Origin of the sequence: Castellaniella daejeonensis (assembly GCF_039523555.1) — a bacterium.
GTDB classification, from domain to species: domain Bacteria; phylum Pseudomonadota; class Gammaproteobacteria; order Burkholderiales; family Burkholderiaceae_B; genus Castellaniella; species Castellaniella daejeonensis.
In genome coordinates this window covers 38,096-60,732 of the sequence record NZ_BAAAFN010000017.1, presented here as the reverse complement: position 1 = coordinate 60,732, position 22,637 = coordinate 38,096, and the positions used below count along the sequence as shown (strand labels likewise).

General features: G+C 69.8%; 19 protein-coding genes. 4 read left to right on the top strand and 15 right to left on the bottom strand.

Annotation, left to right across the window (positions count from 1 at the left end; translation table 11 throughout):
- Position 1: 1 nt before the first annotated feature.
- The 7 genes from ABD022_RS13900 to ABD022_RS13870 form a co-directional block, all read right to left on the bottom strand.
- The gene (locus tag ABD022_RS13900) at positions 2-760 is read right to left on the bottom strand and encodes an ABC transporter permease (RefSeq protein WP_325125396.1); all 759 of its coding nucleotides are present in this window, start codon (positions 758-760) and stop codon (positions 2-4) included.
- A 29-nt stretch (positions 761-789) separates the two neighbouring features.
- Positions 790-1,581 carry an ABC transporter ATP-binding protein gene (locus ABD022_RS13895; protein ID WP_325125342.1) on the bottom strand — a complete coding sequence of 264 codons (792 nt, stop codon included), beginning with the start codon at positions 1,579-1,581 and terminating at the stop codon, positions 790-792.
- A 321-nt stretch (positions 1,582-1,902) separates the two neighbouring features.
- Positions 1,903-2,550, bottom strand: coding sequence for an MlaC/ttg2D family ABC transporter substrate-binding protein (locus ABD022_RS13890; RefSeq protein WP_325125344.1), 648 nt, complete (start codon positions 2,548-2,550; stop codon positions 1,903-1,905).
- Between the two features lie 79 nt (positions 2,551-2,629).
- Positions 2,630-3,472 (bottom strand): MlaA family lipoprotein, encoded by an 843-nt coding sequence (locus ABD022_RS13885; RefSeq protein WP_343821944.1) that lies wholly within the window; start codon positions 3,470-3,472, stop codon positions 2,630-2,632.
- A gap of 65 nt (positions 3,473-3,537) precedes the next feature.
- Complete coding sequence (mlaD, locus tag ABD022_RS13880; protein WP_325125348.1) at positions 3,538-4,050, bottom strand: outer membrane lipid asymmetry maintenance protein MlaD; 513 nt, start codon at positions 4,048-4,050, stop codon at positions 3,538-3,540.
- Between the two features lie 39 nt (positions 4,051-4,089).
- Positions 4,090-4,878 carry a lipid asymmetry maintenance ABC transporter permease subunit MlaE gene (mlaE, locus tag ABD022_RS13875; protein ID WP_325125350.1) on the bottom strand — a complete coding sequence of 263 codons (789 nt, stop codon included), beginning with the start codon at positions 4,876-4,878 and terminating at the stop codon, positions 4,090-4,092.
- Positions 4,875-5,693, bottom strand: a complete 819-nt coding sequence (locus ABD022_RS13870; protein ID WP_325125351.1) for an ABC transporter ATP-binding protein — start codon at positions 5,691-5,693, stop codon at positions 4,875-4,877. The genes mlaE and ABD022_RS13870 overlap by 4 nt, the downstream gene beginning before the upstream one ends.
- A gap of 153 nt (positions 5,694-5,846) precedes the next feature.
- On the opposite strand from ABD022_RS13870, the gene ABD022_RS13865 reads away from it, so the two are divergent.
- The 4 genes from ABD022_RS13865 to ABD022_RS13850 all read left to right on the top strand — a co-directional run bounded on the left by ABD022_RS13865 (position 5,847) and on the right by ABD022_RS13850 (position 7,953).
- Positions 5,847-6,395, top strand: a complete 549-nt coding sequence (locus ABD022_RS13865; RefSeq protein WP_325125353.1) for an RNA polymerase sigma factor — start codon at positions 5,847-5,849, stop codon at positions 6,393-6,395.
- Between the two features lie 14 nt (positions 6,396-6,409).
- On the top strand, positions 6,410-6,865 hold the full coding sequence (locus tag ABD022_RS13860; RefSeq protein ID WP_325125355.1) for an anti-sigma factor family protein: 456 nt from the start codon (positions 6,410-6,412) through the stop codon (positions 6,863-6,865).
- Positions 6,862-7,332: a Spy/CpxP family protein refolding chaperone gene (locus tag ABD022_RS13855; protein ID WP_343821939.1), complete on the top strand. Its 471-nt coding sequence runs from the start codon at positions 6,862-6,864 to the stop codon at positions 7,330-7,332. The genes ABD022_RS13860 and ABD022_RS13855 overlap by 4 nt, the downstream gene beginning before the upstream one ends.
- 114 nt (positions 7,333-7,446) lie before the next feature.
- A complete protein-coding gene (locus tag ABD022_RS13850) occupies positions 7,447-7,953 on the top strand; it encodes a hypothetical protein (RefSeq protein WP_325125359.1) in 507 nt (168 codons plus the stop codon).
- Between the two features lie 51 nt (positions 7,954-8,004).
- On the opposite strand, the gene ABD022_RS13845 is transcribed toward ABD022_RS13850, so the two are convergent.
- The 8 genes from ABD022_RS13845 to ABD022_RS13810 all read right to left on the bottom strand — a co-directional run bounded on the left by ABD022_RS13845 (position 8,005) and on the right by ABD022_RS13810 (position 22,636).
- Positions 8,005-9,468, bottom strand: coding sequence for a glutamate synthase subunit beta (locus ABD022_RS13845; RefSeq protein WP_343821936.1), 1,464 nt, complete (start codon positions 9,466-9,468; stop codon positions 8,005-8,007).
- A 14-nt stretch (positions 9,469-9,482) separates the two neighbouring features.
- Positions 9,483-14,177, bottom strand: a complete 4,695-nt coding sequence (locus tag ABD022_RS13840; RefSeq protein WP_325125363.1) for a glutamate synthase-related protein — start codon at positions 14,175-14,177, stop codon at positions 9,483-9,485.
- A gap of 284 nt (positions 14,178-14,461) precedes the next feature.
- On the bottom strand, positions 14,462-15,298 hold the full coding sequence (locus ABD022_RS13835; protein ID WP_343821933.1) for a 2,3-dihydro-2,3-dihydroxybenzoate dehydrogenase: 837 nt from the start codon (positions 15,296-15,298) through the stop codon (positions 14,462-14,464).
- Entirely contained in the window at positions 15,295-15,969 is a 675-nt protein-coding gene (locus tag ABD022_RS13830; RefSeq protein ID WP_325125367.1) for an isochorismatase family protein, read from the bottom strand. Before ABD022_RS13830 ends, ABD022_RS13835 begins: the two co-directional genes overlap by 4 nt.
- A gap of 61 nt (positions 15,970-16,030) precedes the next feature.
- A complete protein-coding gene (locus ABD022_RS13825; RefSeq protein ID WP_325125370.1) occupies positions 16,031-17,227 on the bottom strand; it encodes an isochorismate synthase in 1,197 nt (398 codons plus the stop codon).
- A 2-nt stretch (positions 17,228-17,229) separates the two neighbouring features.
- Positions 17,230-18,357 (bottom strand): YncE family protein, encoded by a 1,128-nt coding sequence (locus ABD022_RS13820; RefSeq protein ID WP_343821929.1) that lies wholly within the window; start codon positions 18,355-18,357, stop codon positions 17,230-17,232.
- Complete coding sequence (locus tag ABD022_RS13815; protein ID WP_343821926.1) at positions 18,354-22,397, bottom strand: amino acid adenylation domain-containing protein; 4,044 nt, start codon at positions 22,395-22,397, stop codon at positions 18,354-18,356. Before ABD022_RS13815 ends, ABD022_RS13820 begins: the two co-directional genes overlap by 4 nt.
- Positions 22,394-22,636 (bottom strand): phosphopantetheine-binding protein, encoded by a 243-nt coding sequence (locus ABD022_RS13810; RefSeq protein ID WP_325125376.1) that lies wholly within the window; start codon positions 22,634-22,636, stop codon positions 22,394-22,396. The genes ABD022_RS13815 and ABD022_RS13810 overlap by 4 nt, the downstream gene beginning before the upstream one ends.
- Position 22,637: the final 1 nt, after the last annotated feature.

Below are 22,637 nucleotides of genomic sequence, written 5' to 3'. Positions count from 1 at the left end.
GTCAGCTCCGTAGTTTGTAGCCGCGCGCCAGCAGGCGCAGGGCGAACAGGCTCAGGGCCACGGCGACGGCCAGCACGATGGCCAGGCCACGCCAGGGGGAAACGTCGGACGCGGAAAAGAATCCGTAGCGGAAGCCGTCGATCATGTAGAACACCGGATTCCAGCGCGACACGGCCTGCCAGAAGGGCGGCAGGCTGTGGATCGAGTAGAACACGCCCGACAGGAACGTGGCGGGCACGATCAGGAAGTTCTGGAAGGCCGCCAGCTGGTCGAATTTTTCCGACCACAGGCCGGCGATCAGGCCCAGCACGCCGAGGATCCAGCACGACAGCACCGCGAAGACCAGCATCCAGAGCGGGGCCGTGACGGGCAGGCGCACGAAGAACAGCGCCACCAGCCAGACGCAGGCGCCCACGGCCAGCCCGCGCGCGACCGCTGCCAGGATGTAGGCGGTGAAGATCTGGCGGTGGGAAAACGGCGGCAGCAGCACGAAGATCAGGTTGCCGGTGATGCGGCTCTGGATCAGGGACGAGGATGGATTGGCGAAGCTGTTCTGCAGCATGCTCATCATCATCAGCCCGGGGATCAGGAAGGCGGTGTAGGAAATGGCGTCGTACACCTGCACGCGGTCTTCCAGCACGTGGGAAAAGATCAGCAGGTACAGCAGCGCGGTCACCACCGGCGCGGCGATGGTCTGCAGGCCGACCTTCCAGAAGCGCATCAGCTCTTTGTGCAGCAGGGTCGGGAAACCCGAACCCATGGCGGGACGGGTCTGGGAGACGGGGCGGATCACAGTTCGGCCTCCAGCATGGAATCGTCGTGCATGATGCGCACGAAGGCGTCTTCCAGGTCGGCGCCGCCGACGCGCGCCATCAGCGCCTGGGTGGTGTCCAGCGCCACGATCTGGCCGGATTTCAGCATGGCCACGCGCCCGCACAGGGCTTCGGCTTCTTCGAGATAGTGCGTGGTGAGCAGGATCGTGTGGCCGGCCTGGTTCAGGCGCGTAATGAAATCCCACAGCGTGCGGCGCAGGTCGACGTCCACGCCGGCGGTGGGCTCGTCGAGGATGATCACCGGCGGGCGGTGGACCAGGGCCTGCGCCACCAGGACGCGGCGCTTCATCCCGCCGGACAGTTCGCGCATGTTGGCATCGGCCTTGTTCAGCAGGCCCAGGTTGTCCAGGATCTCGTCGATCCAGTCGTCGTTGTTCCGCAGGCCGAAGTAGCCTGACTGCAGCCGCAGGGTCTCGCGCACCGTGAAGAACGGGTCGTAGACGATTTCCTGGGGAACGACGCCCAGCGATTGGCGCGCGCGCCGGAAATCGCCGACCACGTCGTAGCCGCAGACCCGGGCGCTGCCCTGGGTGGCGTGGGCCAGCCCGGCCAGGATGGAGATCAGCGTGGTCTTGCCGGCCCCGTTGGGGCCCAGCAGGCCGAAGAATTCGCCATGCTCGATCGTCAGGCTGACGTCACGCAGGGCCTGGAAACCCGCGGGCGCAGGGCGGCCGCTCAGGCGGTCGCGCCAGGATCGGGGGCGCGGGGCGTAGATTTTGGAGACGTGTTGCAGATCGAGGGCGGGCATGGGCAGGCAATGCGCCCCGAAATGGGCGCCATCGATCATTATAAGCGGTCGGAGAATGCGGCCCGCGCGCAGGCATGCAGGGAAGGGCAACCGCGTGAGGCGCCGGCGGCTTCCGAAGGGAGGCCGGGGGAAGTCGGCGAGCACTGTCCGAGGCCGCAGGCCGAGTTTGCACGCCGCCCGGCTGGACGAGGAAGGGCCGGGTAGTCCGACCGACGGGAGGACCGTCGAACAGGGCGGCCCTTCCCTGCATGCCGGCGCGCGGGCGTGTTCAGAACCGCGCGGGCGCGTTCAGAGCACGGCCACCGCGCATCCGGCCTGAAATCATTTCTTCGCGTTCAGGGCCGAGATCAGCCCGTCGATCCCCCCCTTGTTGATCTCCGAGGCGAACTGGTTGCGATAGTTCTGGATCAGCCAGATGCCTTCCACGTTCAGGTCGTAGACTTTCCAGCCCGCGTCGGTCCGTTCCAGGCGGTAGTCCACACCGATCGCCGGGCTGTTCGGTTGCGAGATCGTGGTGCGCACCACCGCATCGTCCGCCTGCGGGTCGCCGCGGAAAGGCAGCAGCGAGATCGTCGTGCCGGACGTCACCCGCGTGAACGCCCCGCTGTAGGTGCGGATCAGCGTGCCCGTGAACGCCTGCACCAGAGCGGTCTTCTGGGCGTCGGATGCCTGGCGCCAGTAGCGGCCGGCCGCCAGCCGGGTCGTCTTGTCCATGTCGACGTACGGCAGCGCATAGCGGCGCACCAGGTCCGCGATGTGACCCGCATCGCCCTGCAGCGCCTGGGGATCGGCCTTGACCGCGTCGAGCATGTTGTTGGCCACGGCTTCGAGGAAGTCGTTCGGCGCGGCCTTGGGGTCGACCGTGCGTTCGGCTGCGCCCGCGGGTGCCGCGGACAGCCCCAGCGCGGCGCCCAGCAGGCACAGGGCCCCTGCCCGGCGCAGGATGTACAGAAAGGAAGAAAGGCTCATGATCGTCTCCGTGTGGCGCCCGCCCGTGCAAGGCGGGCGGAGCGGTGCCCGGGCCGCGTGCGGCCCGGGGCGGTCGGGTTCATTGCGCCGGCGCTTCGTCCGGATCTTCGTAGACCGGCAGGTTCTGGTCGGCTTGGGGCCGGTCCGGGTTGTCCAGGTCGTCGGCGGTCGAGGCCCGGCTGCTGTTCAGGCGGCTGTCCAGCATGGACTTGCGGCGCTGCAGGTAGGCGTCGCGGATGAAGCTGTACTTGTCGAGCGCGATCTGGTCCACCAGGCGGTCGGCTTCCAGCAGATTGGCACGCGTGTCCACCACGTACAGGCCGAACACCGAGTTGCGCACCGGCACGTTGTCGATGGCGAACACCGCGCTGGTCGGCGACACCGGCGATGCCAGCGAGATGGCCCAGGCGGACCCGTCGCGCACCGTGCTGGAACCCAGGAACGGCAGCACCACGTACGGGCCGGAACCGAAGCCCCAGACCCCCAGCGTCATGCCCAGGTCGTTGGGGATCTTGCGTGCCCCGTGCATCGAGGCGATGTCGATGCAGCCGCCCAGGCCGGCCGTGGTGTTGAACAGCACCCGGCCGAAAGTGTCCACGAAGTCGCGGCCGCGGCCCTGCAGCAAGCTGTTGATGGCCGACCAGACGTCGCCCAGATTGCCGAAGATGTTGTGGATACAGGTGCGCACCGGACGCGGCGTGACGGTTTCATAGCCCGTGGCGATGGGCTTGAGCACGGCGCGATCCACCGCGTCGTTGAAACGGTACATGCTGCGGTTGTAGGATTCCCAAGGGTCGTTGGGCGAAGGGTGCGGCACCTGGGCACAGCCGGCCGCCAGGGCGGCGGCCGCCAGGGCCAGCCCGGTGCGGGCCGTCAGGCGTCGGGAACGCGGTTTCGCCGTCGTCGGGGCGGTGGAAATCATGTCGTGTCTCGTGCGGTCTGTGTCGGGGGCGGCGTGGAACTGTCGCACATTGTAAGGGAAGCCGTTCACTGGCCGGTGCCCGGCGCGGCGGCCCCCCCGGTAGCCTGGCCCTGCTGCGAACCTTCTTTTTCGGCCGAACTGTAGAGGAACTTGCTGATCAGGTCTTCCAGCACCACGGCGGACTGCGTGAATTCTATCGTGCCGCCATCGGCCAGGTCCTTGTCGTCGCCGCCGGGTGTCAGGCCGACGTACTGCTCGCCCAGCAGCCCCGAGGTCAGGATCGAGGCCGAGGAGTCTTTCGGGAAGGCATAGGCCTGTTCCAGGGACAGCGTGACCTTGGCCTGGAACCGCTGATTGTCGAAGCCGATCTCGGCGACCCGGCCGACCACCACGCCGCTGCTTTTCACCGGCGCGCGGACCTTCAATCCGCCGACGTTGTCGAAATAGGCGTGCACCTGGTAGGTGGGTGCAAAGGAAAACGAGCTCATGTTGCCGGCGCGCAGCGCCAGGAACGCCAGGGCGATCAGACCCAGCAGGATGAACAGGCCTACCCAGAAATCGGTTCTTTCGCGTGTCATGGATTTGTTCCGCAGAATTCGGTTGGCGAAAAGTCGGGGTCAGTGGGCGAACATCAGCGCCGTCAGCAGGAAGTCCAGCCCCAGCACCGCCAGGGCGCCGCTGACCACGGTGCGCGTGGTGGCGCGGGATACGCCTTCGGGGGTGGGGCGCGCCGTCCAGCCCTGGTAGAGAGCGATCAGGGTGACGACGATGCCGAAGACCAGGCTCTTGATGACGCCGTTGAGCACGTCGTCGATCACGTCCACCCCGCCCTGCATCTGCGACCAGAAGGCGCCGGGGTCGATGCCGATCAGGATCACGCCGACGAACCAGCCGCCCAGGATGCCGACCATGGAAAAGACCGCCGCCAGGATCGGCATGGCGATCACGCCGCCCCAGAAGCGCGGCGCCAGGACGCGGCGCAGGGGATCCACGGCCATGACTTCCATGGCGGCGATCTGCTCGCCGGCCTTCATCAGGCCGATCTCGGCCGTCAGCGAGGTGCCGGCCCGGCCGGCGAAAAGCAGCGCGGTGACCACCGGCCCGAGTTCCCGGGTGAGCGACAGGGCCACCAGCAGGCCCAGGGCCTCTTCCGACCCGTAGCGGTTCAGCGTGTAGTAGCCCTGCAGGCCCAGCACGAAGCCCACGAACAGGCCCGAGACCCCGATGATCAGCAGGGAATGGTTGCCGATGAAGTGGACCTGCTGGGATACCAGGCCCGGGCGGCGCAGCACGACGCTGCTGCGCGCCAGGATGGCGGAGAACAGGCGGGCGAATGCGCCCAGCCCGGTGATCCAGGATGCGAAGCCGTGACCCAGTGCCGCGATGCGATTTGCGAGCCTGCTCATGCTGCCCTCCGGGAGGCCAGCCAGCGCTCGAAGGCCGGCGTCAGGGGGTAGTGGAAGCCGATCGGGCCATCGGGCCGCCCCTGGAGGAATTGCTGCAGGTAGTCGTCCTGCGAGGCAGAGAGCTCGGCTGGCGTGCCCTGGGCGATCAGCCGGCCCTGGCCGATCAGGTAGACCCGGTCCACGATCGCGAAGGATTCCGCGACGTCGTGCGTGATCAGGATCGAGGCGCAACCCAGCTGGTCCGTCAGCGTGCGGATCAGCTGGGCCGTGATCCCCAGGGAAATCGGGTCCAGGCCCGCGAAAGGCTCGTCGTAGAGGATGAGTTCGGGTTCGAGCACGATGGCGCGCGCCAGTGCCACGCGGCGCGCCATGCCGCCGGAGATTTCCGATATCCGCAGGTGGGCTGCGTGCCGCAGGCCCACGGCCTGGAGCTTGTCCAGCACGCGTTCCAGGATCTGCTGTTCGGAGATATGGGTGTGCTCGCGCAGCGGGAAGGCTACGTTCTCGAAGACGTTCAGGTCGGTGAACAGGGCGCCGCTCTGGAACAGCACGCCCATGCGCTGGCGCACGGCGCGCAGCGGCTCGCCGTCCAGCTTGGCCATGTCCTGGCCGAACACGTGGATCTTCCCGGCCTGCGCCCGCAGCTGGCCGGTCATGGCGCGCAGCAGTGTCGTCTTGCCCGAGCCCGAGCCGCCCATCATGGCCACCACCTGGCCCGGCATGGCCCGCAGGTCGATGCCGCTCAGCACGGTGAAATCACCGTAGCCGAGTGAAACGCCATCGAAAGTGACAAGAGGGGCGGGAGAAGAATTCATTCGGATCGGATCGCCGCGTCGGACTAACATCGATTGTACCTGTACCCGCCGGATCGGCTGGCACGGCCTCGTTCCGGGGTCTGTCCGCCGCCGGGCGGCGGGCTTTTCCGCCCCGGCAGGGAACTTTTTGCGCCTTCTTTCGTTGGAACGGGTGTGGATGCCGAAGCCGAACTCGAAGACGACCGCCAGGCGGTGCGCGCCAGCGCCGGGGATGCGCGCGCCTATGCCTGGCTGGTGGCCCGCCACCAGGGCGCGGTCTACCGCTATCTCGTGCGGCTGACCCAGGCGCCGGAAATCGCCCGCGAGCTGACCCAGGATACTTTTCTGCGCGCCTACCAGGCCATCCGGACCTGGCGGCCGGAGGCCAGGTTCAGGACCTGGCTGTTTCGCATCGCGCACAACCTGGCGCTGGATCATCTGCGCCGCGCGGGACGGGTTCGCATGGAACCCCTGGAATCGGGCATGGACGTGCCCGATCCGGCGCCCGGCCCCGACGGACGGCTTGAAACCGCACAGAAGGTGCGCCAGCTGGAGCAGGCCCTGGCCGCCATCGCGCCGGCGCATCGCGAGATCCTGCTGCTGCGCGAGATCGAGGACATGTCCTACGAGGACATCGCCCGTACCCTGAACCTGAACCTGGGCACCGTGCGTTCGCGCATTGCCCGCGCCCGGGCGGCCCTGTTGGCCGTGCTGCGGGCCTGACCAAGGAGAAGCCGATGCCTTGCCCCCGAACCGTACTGCTCTGCGCCAGCCTGGATCCGGAATGGACGGGGCGCAGGCGCGAGCTGATCCAGGCACACGTCGCAGCCTGTCCGGTCTGCGCCGCCGAACTGCGGGCGATCCGTGCCATGACCGCCGGCCTGAAGGCCTTGCCGGACCCGGGCGGGTCGCCGGATGTGTCCCGTGCCTGGCATCCTGCGCCCGCCGGGCGGCGCAAAGCGCCCGCGTCCTTCGGGGATGCCGTGCGGTCCTGGCTGGGCTGGCTGCCGGCCGCAATGGCCGTCACCGCTTCCCTGGCGGCCGGCATCGGGCTGGCGGACTGGTCCTGGCCAGGGGGCCCCCCCGTGCGGCCCGAAGCCCCGATGGCGCGGCTGGATGCCTTCGGTCCGGTGCCGCCGGGCGGGCTGTGCGCTGCGGCCGGACTGTGCGGAACCCCCAAGGAGAACACATGAATCCACGCTCCCGGAATATCCTGCTGGCGGTCTCGCTGGCCCTGAATGTCGGCTTCGTCGCCACCGCCATCCAGCGGCATTGGGCGGGTGGCGGCGAGCCGGCCGCGGAACCCCTGGCGCAGCGTCTCGGGTTGTCGGACAGCCAGCAGGCCGCCTGGACCCGGCTGGAAGGCCCGTTCCTGGCGGACCTGGCGCGCAACTGGGAAGACATCCGCGCGCAACGCCAGGCCCTGCTCGACGAACTTTTCGCCGCGCAGCCGGACACGGCCCGGCTGGCCGGGATCCAGGCCGGGATCGCCGCCTTGCAGGACCAGCAGCAGAAGCGCGTGATCCGTCAGCTGCTGGCGGAACGGGACGTGCTCGACGACCGTCAGCGGGCCTTGCTCAAGGATCTGCTGATGCAGGAATTCGCCGTGCAGGCGACGCAGGCCGAGCAACTGCACCGGCAGGTGCCCGCCGTCCGCTGAATGCGCGTGGCGGTCGATCCGTGCGCGGTGGCCGATCCGTGGGGGAACATTTCCATGCGTGGCGCGTTAGAGGAGATGTCGGAATGACATTGACACTCTTTCAGGAGCCGCATCATGAAAACCCACACTCCCCGCTTCTTGTTCGCCCTGGGGCTTGCCCTGCCGCTGGCATTGGCGACAGGCCCTTTGCAGGCTGCGGAAACGCACGGACATGGACACGAGCACGAACCGCCGGCGGCGCTGACGCTGAACCATGGCCAGAAATGGGCCACCGATGAGCCGTTGCGCCAGGCCATGGGGGATCTGCGCCAGGCCGTGGCGCAGGCATTGCCCGAGGCGCATGCCGGCTCGCTGCCCGAAGCGGGCTACGACGCGCTGGGCAAGCAGGCCAATCGCGAATTGGCCCATATCGTGGAAAACTGCAAGCTCGAACCGCAGGCCGATGCCGCACTGCATGTGATCCTGGCCGACGTGGTCGCCGGCGCGGACATTGCGGGCGGCCGGGAGGCCGGGCAGCCCAGGGCCGCGGGGGTCGTGCGCCTGGCCGAGGCGCTGAACCGCTACGGCGCCTATTTCGACCATCCGGGCTGGCAGGACATCCCGGTTCCCCACGAGTCCTGATCGGTGGAGGGCGCCCCCGCCGGTGTGGCGGGGGGGCCGCAGGCCGGCGCTTCAGCGCGGCAGGACCGACGAACCCATCAGGTATTCGTCCACCGACCGGGCGCACTGCCGTCCTTCGCGGATCGCCCACACCACCAGCGATTGCCCGCGCCGCATGTCTCCCGCGGCGAAGACCTTCGTCCGGGAACTGCAGTAGTCGTCCGTGTTCGCCCGCGCGTTGCCGCGTCCGTCCACTTCGACGCCGAATGCATCCAGCACCGCGCGCACCGGCGACACGAAGCCCATCGCCAGCAGCACCAGGTCGGCCTGGATCTCGAAGCGCGAATCCTTCACCTCGCGCATCTTCATCTGGCCCGTGGCCTTGTCCTTCAGCCACTCCAGCCGCGTCGCGACCAGCTTTTCGACCTTGCCGCCCTTGCCTTCGAAAGCCTGGGTGCCCACTGCCCAGTCGCGCTGGCAGCCTTCTTCGTGCGAAGACGATGTGCGCAGCCGGATCGGCCAGTAGGGCCACGTCAGCAGCTTGTCTTCTTCTTCCGGCGGGCGGAACATCAGCTCGAACTGCGTCACCGACGCCGCACCCTGGCGGTTGCTCGTCCCCACGCAGTCCGACCCCGTATCGCCGCCGCCGATCACCACCACGTGCTTGCCTTTTGCGTTGATCGGCTTGGCGATGCGGTCGCCGTGGTTGATCTTGTTCTGCTGGCGCAGGAAATCCATGGCGAAATGCACGCCGCGCAGTTCACGGCCGGGCACCGGCAGGTCGCGCGGCTGCTCGGAACCGCCCGCCAGCACCACGGCGTCGTGCTGCGCCAGCAGCTCTTCGGGCGTGATCACCGTCAGGCCGTCTTCCGCGTTTTCCGTGCGGCCCACGTAGGTCGAGGGAAAGAATTCGACCCCTTCGGCTTCCATCTGGGCCAGGCGCCGGTCGATGTGCGATTTTTCCAGCTTGAAGTCCGGGATCCCGTAGCGCAGCAGGCCGCCGATGCGGTTGCTCTTTTCATAGACCGACACGCTGTGGCCGACGCGCGCCAGTTGCTGCGCACAGGCCAGGCCGGCCGGCCCCGAACCCACGATGGCGACCCGCTTGCCCGTCTTGCGCGCGGGCGGCTGGGGCACGACCCAGCCTTCCTTCCAGCCGCGCTCGATGATCGTGTGCTCGATCGACTTGATGCCGACCGCCTCGTCATTCAGGTTCAGCGTGCAGGCGGCCTCGCAGGGTGCGGGGCAGATGCGGCCGGTGAACTCGGGGAAATTGTTGGTCGACAGCAGCACGTCGAGTGCGCGCTTCCAGTCCTGCTTGTAGACCAGGTCGTTCCAGTCGGGGATGATGTTGTTGACCGGGCAGCCGTGCGTACAGAACGGCACGCCGCAGTCCATGCAGCGCGCACCCTGGATGCGGGCCTGCTCGTCGGTCAGCGGCGAGACGAATTCCTTCCAGTGGCGCAGGCGGGATTCCGGCGCCTCGTAGGCCGGCTTGACCCGCGCGAATTCCATGAAGCCAGTGATTTTTCCCATGATGCGATGTTCCTTCAGGCGGCCTGGGCCTGGGTCTGGGTTGCCTGCCACAGTTCACCCAGGGCGCGGCGGTATTCGAGCGGAGTGACCTTGATGAAGGCGCGGCGCGCCTGGTTCCAGTCCTCCAGGATTTCACGAGCGCGGAAGCTGCCGGTATAGCGGAAATGGTTTTCCACCAGGCGGCGCACGATCGCCTCGTCGGTCTCGCGCACGCCGTTGCGTGCCAGGCTGTGCCAGAACTGCTGCTCGCCGGCCTGGCGCTGGACCTCGTCGGTCTCCATCGGGTCCAGGCGCACCATGCTGGTGTTGCACCGGCGCGCGAAGGCCTGCTCGGGATCCCACACGTAGGCGATGCCGCCGGACATGCCGGCCGCGAAATTGCGGCCCGTCTCGCCCAGCACCACCACGGTGCCGCCCGTCATGTATTCGCAGCCGTGATCGCCCGTGCCTTCCACCACGGCCGAGGCGCCCGAGTTGCGCACCGCGAAGCGTTCGCCGGCCACGCCGTTGAAATAGGCCTCGCCGTCGGTGGCGCCGTACAGCACCGTATTGCCGGCGATGATGTGGTCGGGGCCGAAGCCGCGGAAATCGTTGGGCGAGCGCAGGATCAGGCGGCCGCCCGACAGGCCCTTGCCGACGTAGTCGTTGGCCTCGCCCACCAGGTCCAGGGTCACGCCATGGGCCAGGAATGCGCCGAAGCTCTGGCCCGCCGCGCCGTTGCACTGGATGTGGATGGTGTCGTCGGGCAGTCCTTCGTGGCCGTAGCGCCGGGCCACCTCGCCGGACAGCATGGCGCCGATGGTGCGGTTGCGGTTGCGCACCGGCGTGATGAAGGACACCTTTTCGCCGCGTTCCAGCGCGGCCTTGCTGCGCTCGATCAGCTGGTGGTCCAGCGCATGCGACAGGCCGTGATCCTGGGACCGGGCATGGCGCACCGGCTCATCGGTGGCCACCTGATGGAAGATGCGGCTGAAGTCCAGCCCGCGCGCCTTCCAGTGCTCGATGCCCTTGCGCATGTCGAGCAGGTCGACGCGGCCGATCAGCTCGTCGAATGTGCGGATGCCCAGCTGCGCCATGATCTCGCGCACTTCCTCGGCCACGAAGAAGAAGTAATTGACGACGTATTCGGGCTTGCCGTTGAATTTCTTGCGCAGTTCCGGATCCTGGGTGGCGACCCCGGTGGGGCAGGTGTTCAGGTGGCACTTGCGCATCATGACGCAGCCTTCGACGATCAGCGGCGCCGTGGCGAAACCGACCTCGTCGGCCCCCAGCATGGCGGCGATGGCCACGTCGCGGCCGGTCTTCATCTGGCCGTCGGCCTGCACGCGGATGCGGCTGCGCAGGCGATTCAGCACCAGGGTCTGCTGCGTTTCGGCCAGGCCCAGTTCCCAGGGGATGCCGGCATGCTTGATCGAGGACACGGGCGAAGCGCCGGTGCCGCCGTCGTGGCCCGCGATGACCACGTGGTCGGCCTTGGCCTTGGCCACGCCGGTGGCCACGGTGCCCACGCCGACTTCCGCCACCAGCTTCACCGAGATCGAGGCGCGCTCGTTGACGTTCTTCAGGTCGTGGATCAGCTGCGCCAGGTCCTCGATCGAGTAGATGTCGTGGTGCGGCGGGGGCGAGATCAGGCCCACGCCCGGCACCGAATAACGCAGCTGGGCGATGTAGTCGGTCACCTTGTGGCCCGGCAGCTGCCCGCCTTCGCCGGGCTTGGCGCCCTGGGCCATCTTGATCTGGATCTGGTCGGCGCTGCACAGGTATTCGGCGGTGACGCCGAAGCGGCCCGAGGCCACCTGCTTGATGCGCGAGCGCAGCGAATCGCCGGCAGCCAGCGGCACGTCGGCGGCGATGCGGTCGGCCCCCAGGACGGATGCCAGGGTGTCGCCCTTGCGAACCGTCGGCTTGCCCGTACGCATTTCGGCGCGGTAGCGCAGCGCGTCCTCGCCGCCCTCGCCGGTGTTCGATTTGCCGCCGATCCGGTTCATGGCCACGGCCAGGGTCGCGTGCGCTTCGGTGGAGATCGAACCCAGCGACATGGCGCCGGTGGCGAAACGCTTGACGATTTCCTTGGCCGGTTCCACTTCCGACAGGGGGATGGCCTTGGCCGGATCGACGCGAAACTCGAACAGGCCGCGCAGCGTCATGTGGCGGCGCGACTGGTCGTTGATGAGCTGGGCGTATTCCTTGAAGGTCGAATAATTGTTGGCGCGCGTGGCGTGCTGCAGCTTGGCGATCGAATCCGGCGTCCACAGGTGCTGTTCGCCGCGGATGCGGAAGGCGTATTCGCCGCCTTCGTCCAGCGCGCCGGCCAGCACCGGGTCGGCGCTGAAGGCTGCCTGGTGGGTGCGCAGGGCTTCCTCGGCCACCTGGAAGATGTCGATGCCCTCGATGTTGCTGGGCGTACCGGTGAAGTATTTCTTCACCAGGCTGCTGTGCAGCCCCACCGCTTCGAAGATCTGCGCGCCGGTGTAGGACATGTAGGTGGAAATGCCCATCTTGGACATGACCTTCTTCAGCCCCTTGCCGATCGCCTTGATGTAGTTTTCGGTGGCCTTGGCGGGATCGGGCAGCTGGGCCAGCGATTCCAGCGCCAGCCACGGATGCACGGCCTCGGCGCCGTAGCCGCCCAGCAGCGCGAAATGGTGCGTTTCGCGCGCCGAGCCGGTTTCCACGATCAGGCCGGTGCGGGTGCGCAGGCCGGTGCGGATCAGGTGCTGGTGGATGGCCGACGTCGCCAGCAGCGCGGGGATCGCGACGTGCTCGGCGTCCACGCGGCGGTCGCTCAGCAGCAGGATGTTGTCGCCGCTCAGCACGGCGTCGGCCGCGGTCGCGCACAGCGAGGCCAGGCAGGCCTCGATGCCCTCGGGGCCCCAGGCCACCGGGTAGACGATGTCCAGTTCGCAGCAGCGGAATTTGTCGCCGGTCTGGCGGCTGATGTGACGCAGCTGGGCCATGGCGGCCTGGTCCAGCACCGGCTGGCTGATTTCCAGGCGCAGCGGCGGGTTGACGTTGTTGATGTCCAGCAGGTTGGGCTTGGGCCCGATGAAGGACACCAGCGACATGACCATCTGTTCGCGGATCGGGTCGATCGGCGGGTTGGTCACCTGGGCGAACATCTGGCGGAAGTAGTTGTAGAAAGGCTTGGGCCGGTCCGACAACACGGTCAGCGGCGCATCGTTGCCCATGGAGCCGATGGCTTCCTCGCCGTTGCGGGCCATCGGTTCCAGGATGAACTTGAAGTCCTCCTGCGTCCAGCCGAAGGCCTGCTGGCGGTCCAGCAGGCTCGCGGACGGCTCGGGCAGGTCTTCGGCCTTCAGGGATGGCAGGTCGTCCAGCTTCAGGCGCAGGCGCTCGATCCACTGCGGGTAGGGATGTGCGTTGGCCAGCTGGGACTTGATCTCTTCGTCCTCGATGATGCGACCCTGCTGCAGGTCGATCAGCAGCATGCGGCCGGGCTGCAGGCGCCATTTCTTGACGATGCGGTGTTCGGGGATCTGCAGCGTGCCGGCCTCGGACGCCAGGATCACCATATTGTCGTCGGTGATCACGTAGCGCGCCGGGCGCAGGCCATTGCGGTCCAGCGTGGCGCCGATCTGGCGCCCGTCGGTGAAGGCGACCGCGGCCGGGCCGTCCCATGGCTCCATCAGGGCGGCGTGGTATTCGTAGAAGGCGCGCCGCGACTCGTCCATGTCGGTGTGCTGCTCCCACGCCTCGGGGATCATGATCATCATGGCGTGGGCCAGGGAATAGCCGGACATGACCAGCAGTTCCAGGCAGTTGTCGAAGGTGGCGGTGTCGGACTGGCCTTCGTAGACGATGGGGTAGAGCTTGCTCAGGTCCTCGCCCAGCACGGCCGAGCTCATCGCCCCTTCGCGGGCGCGCAGCCAGTTGAAGTTGCCCTTCACGGTGTTGATCTCGCCATTGTGCGCGATCATGCGGTAGGGGTGCGCCAGCGGCCAGGCCGGGAAGGTGTTGGTGGAGAAGCGCTGGTGCACCAGCGCCAGGGCCGATGCGGCGCGGGTGTCGGCCAGGTCGCGGTAGTACAGGCCCACCTGGTTGGCCAGCAGCAGGCCCTTGTAGACCACGGTGCGCACCGAGATCGACGGCACGAAGTATTCCTGGCCGTGCGCGAGCTGCATGCGCTGGATGGCGTGGCTCGCGGTCTTGCGGATGACGTAGAGCTTGCGCTCCAGGGCATCGGGCACCATGATGTCGTGGCCGCGGCCGATGAAGAGCTGGCGGATCACGGGTTCGCAGGCCCGCACGGCGGGCGACATCTTCATGTCGTGATCCACGGGCACGTCGCGCCAGCCGAGCACGACCTGTCCCTCGTCGCGCACGGCGCGCTCGAGTTCGCGCTCGCAGGCCAGCCGCGAGGCGGTTTCCTTGGGCAGGAAGACCATGGCGACGCCGTAGTCGTCGGGCGGCGGCAGGGTCACGCCCTGGGCTGCCATTTCCTCGCGGTAGAGCTGGTCGGGGATCTGGATCAGGATGCCCGCACCGTCGCCCATCAGCTCGTCGGCGCCGACGGCGCCCCGGTGGTCCAGGTTTTCCAGGATCTTCAGGGCCTGCTGGATGATGGAATGGCTCTTGTGGCCCTTGATGTGGGCGACGAAGCCGACGCCGCAGGCGTCGTGCTCCAGTTCGGGGTGGTATAGACCCTGGGCGGCCGGCAGGCCGGTGGGACAGGAAACGGGGTGGGTCATGGCTGGACTCGCGTGGCGGAATACAAGTGCCGTTCTGGGCGGCAGAAGGGGGAAGTTACAGCCCCAAGTCCTTGGTGACAATAGGATTTCCGCCTGATGTGTCCCCATTTATGAAGCGCATGGATTCTATGCTTTATATATAGGGACGCATCAAAGCAGATGAAATGAAAGACCATGCACTGGCGGCTGGCATTCAGGATATCAGGGAAAGCCCCGATGGAAGGATAGCGGATTTTTTTGATCGGCCGTGGGCGGCGCCGGACGCCGGCGGGCGTGCCGGCGCGCTACTGGTCCAGCGTGGCGCCGCCGTCCACGCGCAGGTCATGCAGGGTGATGTGGCTGGCCTGGTCGGAAAGCAGGAACAGGACCGCCTGGGCGATTTCGTCGGGGGCGGCGATCTTGGCCAGGGGGATGCCCAGGCGCCAGCGGGCCGGGTCCCCGGCGATGACACCTTCGCGCGAGCTGCCCAGCGCCCACATGGCCTGCTGCATGGCCGTGTCGGTGGAGCCGGGCGAGACGATGTTGACACGGATGCCGTGCGCCGAAAGCTCCAGGCCCAGGCAGCGGGCGAACTGGGTGGCAGCGGCCTTGGACGCGGCATAGGCGGCCATGCCGGCGCGCGGGGTGGCTGCGGCGTTGGAACTGACCACGACGATGGAACCGGCGCGGCGTTCCCGCAGGCGGCGGGCGGCGGCGCGGCATACGTGGAAGACGCCGGTGGCATTCACATCGAAGCAATGCGCCCACCGGGCGTCGTCCAGATCGGTGACTTCGCCCATTTCGAGCACGCCGGCGACGCTGGCCAGGCCGTGCAGCGGCCCCAGGGCGGCTTCGGCTTGCGCAACCGTGTCTTCCACCTGGGCGCTGTCGCGCACGTCCAGGGGGGCGGTCCACAGGCGGGCGGACGGTCCGGCATCGCCGGCGGCGTCCGCCGCATGCGTGCGCAGGCGCTGCAGGCCGGCTTCGTCCAGGTCGACGGCCGATACGCGGGCGCCCAGGGCGAGCAGCTGGCGGGCGACGGCGGCACCGATGCCGCTGGCGGCGCCGGTCACGAAGATGTGGCGGTTCGGGAAATCGGCCTGGCGGTGCGCGGCCGGGCGGGTGTCGGGCAGGGCGTTCATGCGGGGATCTCGCGGGCGGTAGGGGCGGCGGCGCCCTGCGCCAGGGCGTCGAGGATCTGGTCCGAAGTCAGGCTCGCGCCGCAGCGGCGCGCCACGTGGCGGACGGCCATGCGGTGTTCTTCCAGGCTGAAATCCGCGCAGGCATCGATGGCCAGGAAGGGCTGGATGTCCAGCATGAAGGCTTCCAGCGCGGTGGTCATGCAGCCGATGTGGGCATAGACGCCGGTGATGATGAGCTGATCGCGGCCCAGGGCGCGCAGCCGTTCCCGCAGATCGGACCGCTGAAAGGCACTATAGCGCCATTTGGTCAGCACGGTATCTTCCGGGTGCGGGCTCAGGGCCGGGACGATGCGCGCGCCTGCCCGGTGCTCCGGCGCGGTCAGGCCCGGCCCCCAGAAGTCATTCAGCAGGGCCCGGTCGGCCTCGGGCTGCACGGGCGGCTGCGCCGTGTAGAACACGGGGATTCCCCGCGCGCGGCACTGGTCGCGCAGCCGGGCGATGGCGGCGATCAGGTCGGGAATCGGCTCCTGCCCCACGTCGTACTTGCCCAGGAAATAGTCCTGCATATCGTGGATCAGCAGGGCGGCACGGCCCGCTTCCGGACGCCAGTCCACGCGGTTGGGCACCGGGTCGCGGGGCATGGGGTAGGACGGCAGGGATGGGATGCTCATGAAACGAAACTCCGAAAAGGGCGGGCCGGAAACCGCGGCCGCATGCGGCCCGGCGTGCTGTTCACAGGAGCCCCAGCGCGTCCAGGACGGTGCGCAGCTTGTTGCCGGTTTCCTGGTACTCGAGCTCGGGAACCGAGCCGGGAACGATGCCGGCGCCGGCCGACAGCGTGACCCGGCGGCCGCAGGCGTGGGCGCAGCGGATGGAGACCGCCCAGGCGCCGTCGCCGGCGGTGTCGCACCAGCCGACGGCTCCGGCGAAGTAGCCGCGCTCGAAAGGTTCCAGTCCGGCGATGGCGCGCCGCGCGTCCGCCGTGGGCAGGCCGCAGACGGCCGGGGTGGGATGCAGGGCGATGGCCAGGTCCAGGGCGCTGATGGCCGGGTCGGCCAGTTCCCCTTCGATCAGGGAGCCCAGGTGCCAGAGCCGGGCGGTCGAAGTCAGGCCCGGCCGCGTGGGCACGTCCAGCGTGCGGCACAGCGGCCGCAGCGCGGCCTCGATCGCCTCGACCACGACGGCATGTTCCAGCCGGTCCTTGGGCGAATCCAGCAGCGCGCGGGCGATGCGGGCGTCCTCGGCGGCGTCGGGGTGGCGGGCGGCCGTACCGGCCAGGGGATGCACGCGCACCCGGCGGCCTTCCCTGCGCACCAGCAATTCCGGGCTGGCACCCAGGAAATAATCCTGTCCGGTGTCGGATACGGGCAGGGCGTAGGTGTGGCCCTGCGGGCTGGCCCGCCACAGGCGTGCCAGGACTTCGGGCAGATCCAGGGGACGGTCCAGCTCCAGTTCCAGCGTGCGGGACAGCACCAGCTTGCGCAAGCCGCCGTCCCGGTTCATCTGCGCCAGCGCCGCGCGCACGCCCTGCTCGTATCCGGACCGGTCGGGGTGCTCCCGGCGGCCCAGGATGGCGCCGCCCCGGGCGGGGGGCAGGCCGCCGGGCGCGGCGATGCGCCTCAGTGTCCGGGGAACGCGCAACAGGGCCGGTGCCGGGCCGGCCGCATCGTAGGGCAGCAGGCCCAGCAGCAGGAGAGGCGCACCGCCTTCATCCGCCGGGCCTGCTGCGTCCGGCCCGGCCCGCAGTTCGGCCGCCTGGGCCAGCAGGCGGGCGGCGCAGGCGCCGACGTCTTCGCGGGGGGCGGCCTGCAGCAGGCAGCCCCGGCCATGGAGTCCCAGGCCCTGGGTGGTGAACAGACTGTCGCCCGGCTGGAATCCGGCCAGGTCGCCGGTGCACGGATCCGGGGGCGTGCGGGCAAGCATGTCCATGATCAGCGGTGGGCCTCGATGCGCACCAGGCGGTCGCCACGCGGATCGTTCTTGCTCTTCTTCACCAGCACCCAGGCATTGCCCTGCGGGTCCAGCGTGATGTGGTTCGGCGCGGAGCCAGTGTCCACCTGGGCCTGGATCGCGCCGTGTTCGTCCACGACGGTCACGGTGCCCGCGCCGCGGTTGGCGACGTAGGCCAGGCGATGGACCGGATCGAAGGCGACGTTCAGGGCGCCGGCGCCGGTGGGCAGTTGCTGCAGGACGCGGCCGTCCCGGGCGTCCAGCACCGTCAGGTTGCCGGATTTCTGGGCAGTCACGTAGATCCGCTGCGCCTGGACGTCCACGGCAATCCCGGAAGCGCCCTGCGCCCCGGGGACGGTATGGCGGGCGATCTGGCGGCCGGTGGCCGTGTCGATGACGAAGACCTCGGCCGTGTTCAGGCTGACGGCATACAGACGCTGGTGGCCGGCGTCCAGCGCCAGGCTCATCGGCTTGGGCGCTTCACCGGCGCCGGTCAGCGTGATGCCGGGCAGCGGCTGCAGCGTGGCGCTGTCGAACACGTGGATGACGTTGGACGCGGGCGAAGAGACGTAGGCGCGGTCGTGTCCGGCATCGACCAGCACGTCGCGCGCGTGCGGCGTCACGTCGTCGGGGAATTGCTTGACCAGGGACAAGTCCGATTGCCGGTAGACGGCGACCGAGCCGCTGCGGGTGTTCGTGGTCCAGATCTGGCTGCGGGCATCGTCCACCGTCAGGCCGTAGACGGCCTGTACCTGGCCGTCCGTGCGGCTGGCCTGCGGGGCGGGGACGATGGAGCCGACCACGCGCGGACCGGCCGGATCGATGGCGAGCAGGCGCGATTCCTTCACTGGCGGGCGTCCGGTGGCCGATGCCACGTACAGGCGCTGGGAACGGGCGCTGTAGGCGCCTTGGTAGACGCCCGCAGGCAGGTCCACGGCTTGCGCCGTGACGGACCAGGCCGGTGCGGCCGCGGCCGCGGCCGCGGGTGCGGGTTGCCGCGTGGCCGGCCCCGTGGCCGCGCAGCCGGCGGCCAGGGCCAGGGCGGTGCAGGCCAGCAGCGTGCGGGCGCCGCGCCGGAGCGCCAGATGGTGGTTGATGTGCGTGTTCATGCGGGTTCCTCGTGCGAACGATGGGGCTGAAGGAGGGATCGGGCGCAAGCGCCTGCCGCGCTGTCGGCCGCCAGCAGGCTGGCGTCCAGCACGGGGGCGATGCGCGCAGTGGCGGCGGCGCCCGGCAGGCCGGCGTGGGTGCTGTCCACCGCGTGGCAGGCCAGCGTGCCGACATGCGGCTGCCACATGCGCGGGTCCAGCCCTGAATCGGCATGATCCAGGGCTGCCTGGAAGTGCAGCGCGGCGCCTTCGTAGCGCGCGTGCCGGTGGCCACGCACCAGGCGGTTGGTGTGGCCGACGGTCTGGAAGACCGCGTCCAGCCGCGCGTCGGACAGCTCGCCCAGCGGATGGCCCTGGGCGCGCAGGAATTCGATGACGCCGTGCCGGTTCAGGCGCTCCGGCGGCAGGGCGTCCGGATCGGCGCCGGCGATGTGCAGCAGTGCCTTGTGCAGGTCCTGGGGCGCGGGCTCGGGGCGGTCGCGCCACGCCTCGCTGGGGTAGGCGTCCAGCAGGGCCACGATGCCCACGGTCCGGCCGCGTGCCTGGAGCACGGCGGCCACGGCCTGCGCCAGGATGCCGCCCACGGACCATCCGGCCAGGTGGTACGGGCCGCCGGCCTGCAGCGCCAGCACCTGGTCGGCGTAGGCCTGTGCCAGGGCATCCAGGCTGGCGGCAGGCGCCCGACCTTCCAGTGCCAGGGCGGGCGCCTGCAGGCCGTGCACCGTGCGCGGCGTGGGCAGGGCGCGGGCCAGCGTGCCGTAGCACCAGGACAGGCCGCCGGCGGGATGGATGCAGAACAGCGCCGGGCGCCCGGCAGCTTCGCGCAGGGTCACCACCGGGCCGAAACCGGCCTGGGCGCCGTCCGCGACGCGTCCGCCCCCGCCTTCCAGGTGGGCGGCCAGGCGCGCCACCGTGGGGTATTGGAAGATCGCGCCCAGCGACAGCTCGCGGCCGCCGCGCAGCGCCAGGGCCAGGCGCGCCGCCAGCAGCGAATGCCCGCCCAGGGCGAAGAAATCGTCGTCCGCGCCCGGCAGGCCGCTCAATCCCAGCACGGCGCGGAAAGCCTCGGCCACCCGGCGCTCGGCGGCACCGCGCAGGGGCCGCGCCGCATCATGGCCCGCCAGGTCGGGCGCAGGCAGGGCCTTGCGGTCGAGCTTGCCGTTGGCCGTCACAGGCAGCGCCGCCATCGGCACCCAGGCGGCAGGCACCATGTAGTCCGGCAGGCGGCCGGCCATGTGGGTCGCCAGCGCGTCGCGGTCGAACGCGCGGCCGGGTTCGGGCACCACATAGGCGGCCAGCAGCGCCTGTCCGGGCCGGTCTTCGCGGGCCAGGACAGCCGCCTGGGCAACGTCCGGATGAGCGGCCAGCACGGCTTCGATCTCGCCCAGCTCGATGCGCTGGCCGCGCAGCTTGACCTGGTGGTCCAGGCGGCCCAGGTAGACCACGGCGCCATCCTCGCGCCGCGTGGCCAGGTCGCCGGTGGCATACAGGCGTTCGTCGGGCAGGCCGGCCGGAGCCGGGATGAAGCGTTCGGCCGTCAGGTCGGGGCGGCCCAGGTAGCCGCATGCCAGCTGGCGCCCGCCCAGGTACAGCTGGCCGGGCGTTCCGGGCGGCACGGGGCGCAGGCGTTCGTCGAGCACGTGCAGGCGGGTGTTCCAGACCGGCCAGCCGATGGGGACGGGCTGGCTGTCGTCACGGGCATCGGCCGGCCAGTAGGACACGTCCACGGCGGCCTCGGTGGGGCCGTACAGATTGTGCAGTTCCGCCCGGATCGTGCGGTGGAAGCGATCGCGCAGGGCGGCGGGCAGGGCCTCGCCGCTGCAGAACACCAGGCGGGCCGCCAGGCCGCGGGCGGCCGGCTCGTCCAGCACGGCGGCCAGCATGGACGGCACGAAATGCATCACGGTGATGTGCCGTTCGCGCACCAGGCGGCACAGCCAGGCGGGGTCGCGGTGCGCATCGGGCGGGGCCACCACCAGGCAGGCGCCGCTCAGGAAAGGCAGGAACAATTCCCAGACGGACACATCGAAGGTTGCCGGTGTCTTCTGCAGGATGCGGTCCCGCGGCCCGATGGCGTAGTGCGCGCGCATCCATTCCAGCCGGTTGACGATGGCCGCGTGGGGCACGATCACGCCCTTGGGCGCGCCGGTGGAGCCCGATGTGTAGATCACGTAGGCCGGGTCCTCGGGGCCGGCATCGGCTGCCGCTGCGGGTGCGGTTTCGGCGAGGTGGGGTGGGGCATGCGTTTCATCCGGCTCGCCCAACGTGCCGGCCGCCAGCGGCCGGGTGTCCACGCCGTCGCACAGTGCGGCCGGGCCGATCAGGATGCGGGCGCGGGCATCGGCCAGGATGCCGCGCAGGCGCGCGGCCGGCTGGCGCGGGTCCAGGGGCAGGTAGGCCGCGCCGCTGCGCAGGATCGCCAGCATGCACAGCACGCGCCGGGCCGAGCGCGGCAGGGCCACGGCCACCAGGGCGCCGGGGCCCGCGCCCCGGGCGCGCAGGCGCCGCGCCGCGCATGCCGTCCAGGCATCGATGTCGGCGTAGGTCCAGGTGCCGTCATCGTCTTCCAGGCCGACGCGCCCGGGCTCGGCGCGCAGGCGGTCGCGGATGCGCGTCCAGAGCGTGCCGGCGGGCACCGGATGGCTTGTGCGGTTGGGCGCCAGCGCCCAGCGTTCGTGCTCGTCCGCCGTCAGGGTGGGTACATCGGCCAGGCGCGGGGCGGCCAGGGCGGCGCCCAGGAAGGCCGTCAGGCGTTGCAGGTGGGCCCGGACCCGGTCCGGGGCGTACAGGGCGGGGTTGGCTTCCAGCTCGATGCGCAGGCCGCCGGCGTCGGGCGCCGCCCGGAAGCTGATGGTCAGGTCCTCGACCGGGCCGGTGCACAGCACGGTCTGCGACGCGTCCAGCCCCGCTGCTGCGTAGGGGGCGTCGAAGGGCAGGACGTTCAGGATCGGGCCGTGCAGCCGCGGCAGGCCGCCCGGCAGGGCCAGATCGCGGCGCAGGTGTTCGGCGCGATAGCGGCCATGGCGCCGCAGGCCGCGCAGCGACCGTGCGGCATCCAGCAGCGTTTCGGCCAGCGGGGCGTCCTCGTCCGGGCGCCAGGCCCAGGGCAGCACGTTCATCACGGTCGCCACGGCCCGGGCGCTCTTGCTGCCCAGGCGGCCCATGGCGGGCACGCCCGTCACGCATTCGGATGGCCCCAGGTGGCGCGCCACATAGGCGGCGCCCAGGGCGGTGAGCATGTCGGGCCAGCCGATCTCGGTGGCTGCCTCCAGGGCGCGCAGCGAGGCCACCAGTCCGGCGGGCGCCTCGTGCTCCATGCGCAGGCAGTCGTGGGCGCTGAGCGCCGATCCGGCGGCCAGGCTGGCGGCGGGGACGTGGCCCGCGCAGCGCGCCATCCAGAATTCCCGCGCCTGCGTCCGCCTGGGGTCCGCGCGCCAGGCGCGGTCTTCGTCCCAGACCGGGGCCAGCGGCGCCAGTGCCGGTTCGCCGCGGGCGTTGCCTTCGCCCAGCGCCCGGTAGAGGCGGATGGCGCGGCTTTCGATCAGGGCCATGCCGTAACCGTCGGCAGCCAGGTGATGCACGCGCTGGTACCACAGCGCCAGGGTCGGGCCGCACAGGAACAGGACCTGGCGCGACAAGGGATCGCGGACTGGATCCACGGGGCGCCGCAGGTCGCCACGAATCCAGTCGTCGGCCTGCGCCCGTGCCTGGGGCAGGTGGCGCAGGTCGCGGATTTCCAGGCGCGGCGCGCGCGCCGGGTCGATGCACTGCACCGGGCCGTCGGGGCGGTCCTCGAAACGCAGCGCCAGGGCCTCGGCTTCGGCCAGCGCCTGGTTCACGGCCCGCTCGAAGCGCGGCACGTCCAGTGGGCTGCGCAGCGTAGTGCAGTGCGCCGGGTTGAAGATCGGATTGGACGGGTCCAGGCGCTGGGCGTACCACAGGCCTTCCTGGGCCTCGGTCAGCGGCGTCCAGGCCGGGCCGGCGGCGCAGGCCGCCTGCTCCATGCCGCCGGGCGTCATCCGATCGGACGGCTGGCTCATGCCTCGCGTGCCTGGCCGCGCGCCACGATCGACCACCAGTGCGCCAGGGTGGCGTCGGTGGCCAGGTCGGCGAATTCCAGCCGTGCGCCGGCCTCGCGCCATTGCGAGGCGAGCTTCATCAGGCGCATGGAATCCAGGCCCAGGTCCATCAGGTTGTCGTCGTCCCGGATGTCGTCGGGCGATTCGTGCAGCATGCGCGCGATGTCGGCGCGCATCGATTCGAGGCTGAGGGCGGTCATG

Coding starts and splice junctions, on each gene's coding strand:
- ABD022_RS13900 (WP_325125396.1), bottom strand. CDS start 760: ATGGGTTCGGGTTTCCCGACCCTGCTGCACAAAGAGCTGATGCGCTTC.
- ABD022_RS13895 (WP_325125342.1), bottom strand. CDS start 1,581: ATGCCCGCCCTCGATCTGCAACACGTCTCCAAAATCTACGCCCCGCGC.
- ABD022_RS13890 (WP_325125344.1), bottom strand. CDS start 2,550: ATGAGCCTTTCTTCCTTTCTGTACATCCTGCGCCGGGCAGGGGCCCTG.
- ABD022_RS13885 (WP_343821944.1), bottom strand. CDS start 3,472: ATGATTTCCACCGCCCCGACGACGGCGAAACCGCGTTCCCGACGCCTG.
- mlaD (WP_325125348.1), bottom strand. CDS start 4,050: ATGACACGCGAAAGAACCGATTTCTGGGTAGGCCTGTTCATCCTGCTG.
- mlaE (WP_325125350.1), bottom strand. CDS start 4,878: ATGAGCAGGCTCGCAAATCGCATCGCGGCACTGGGTCACGGCTTCGCA.
- ABD022_RS13870 (WP_325125351.1), bottom strand. CDS start 5,693: ATGAATTCTTCTCCCGCCCCTCTTGTCACTTTCGATGGCGTTTCACTC.
- ABD022_RS13860 (WP_325125355.1), top strand. CDS start 6,410: ATGCCTTGCCCCCGAACCGTACTGCTCTGCGCCAGCCTGGATCCGGAA.
- ABD022_RS13855 (WP_343821939.1), top strand. CDS start 6,862: ATGAATCCACGCTCCCGGAATATCCTGCTGGCGGTCTCGCTGGCCCTG.
- ABD022_RS13850 (WP_325125359.1), top strand. CDS start 7,447: ATGAAAACCCACACTCCCCGCTTCTTGTTCGCCCTGGGGCTTGCCCTG.
- ABD022_RS13845 (WP_343821936.1), bottom strand. CDS start 9,468: ATGGGAAAAATCACTGGCTTCATGGAATTCGCGCGGGTCAAGCCGGCC.
- ABD022_RS13840 (WP_325125363.1), bottom strand. CDS start 14,177: ATGACCCACCCCGTTTCCTGTCCCACCGGCCTGCCGGCCGCCCAGGGT.
- ABD022_RS13835 (WP_343821933.1), bottom strand. CDS start 15,298: ATGAACGCCCTGCCCGACACCCGCCCGGCCGCGCACCGCCAGGCCGAT.
- ABD022_RS13830 (WP_325125367.1), bottom strand. CDS start 15,969: ATGAGCATCCCATCCCTGCCGTCCTACCCCATGCCCCGCGACCCGGTG.
- ABD022_RS13825 (WP_325125370.1), bottom strand. CDS start 17,227: ATGGACATGCTTGCCCGCACGCCCCCGGATCCGTGCACCGGCGACCTG.
- ABD022_RS13820 (WP_343821929.1), bottom strand. CDS start 18,357: ATGAACACGCACATCAACCACCATCTGGCGCTCCGGCGCGGCGCCCGC.
- ABD022_RS13815 (WP_343821926.1), bottom strand. CDS start 22,397: ATGAGCCAGCCGTCCGATCGGATGACGCCCGGCGGCATGGAGCAGGCG.
- ABD022_RS13810 (WP_325125376.1), bottom strand. CDS start 22,636: ATGACCGCCCTCAGCCTCGAATCGATGCGCGCCGACATCGCGCGCATG.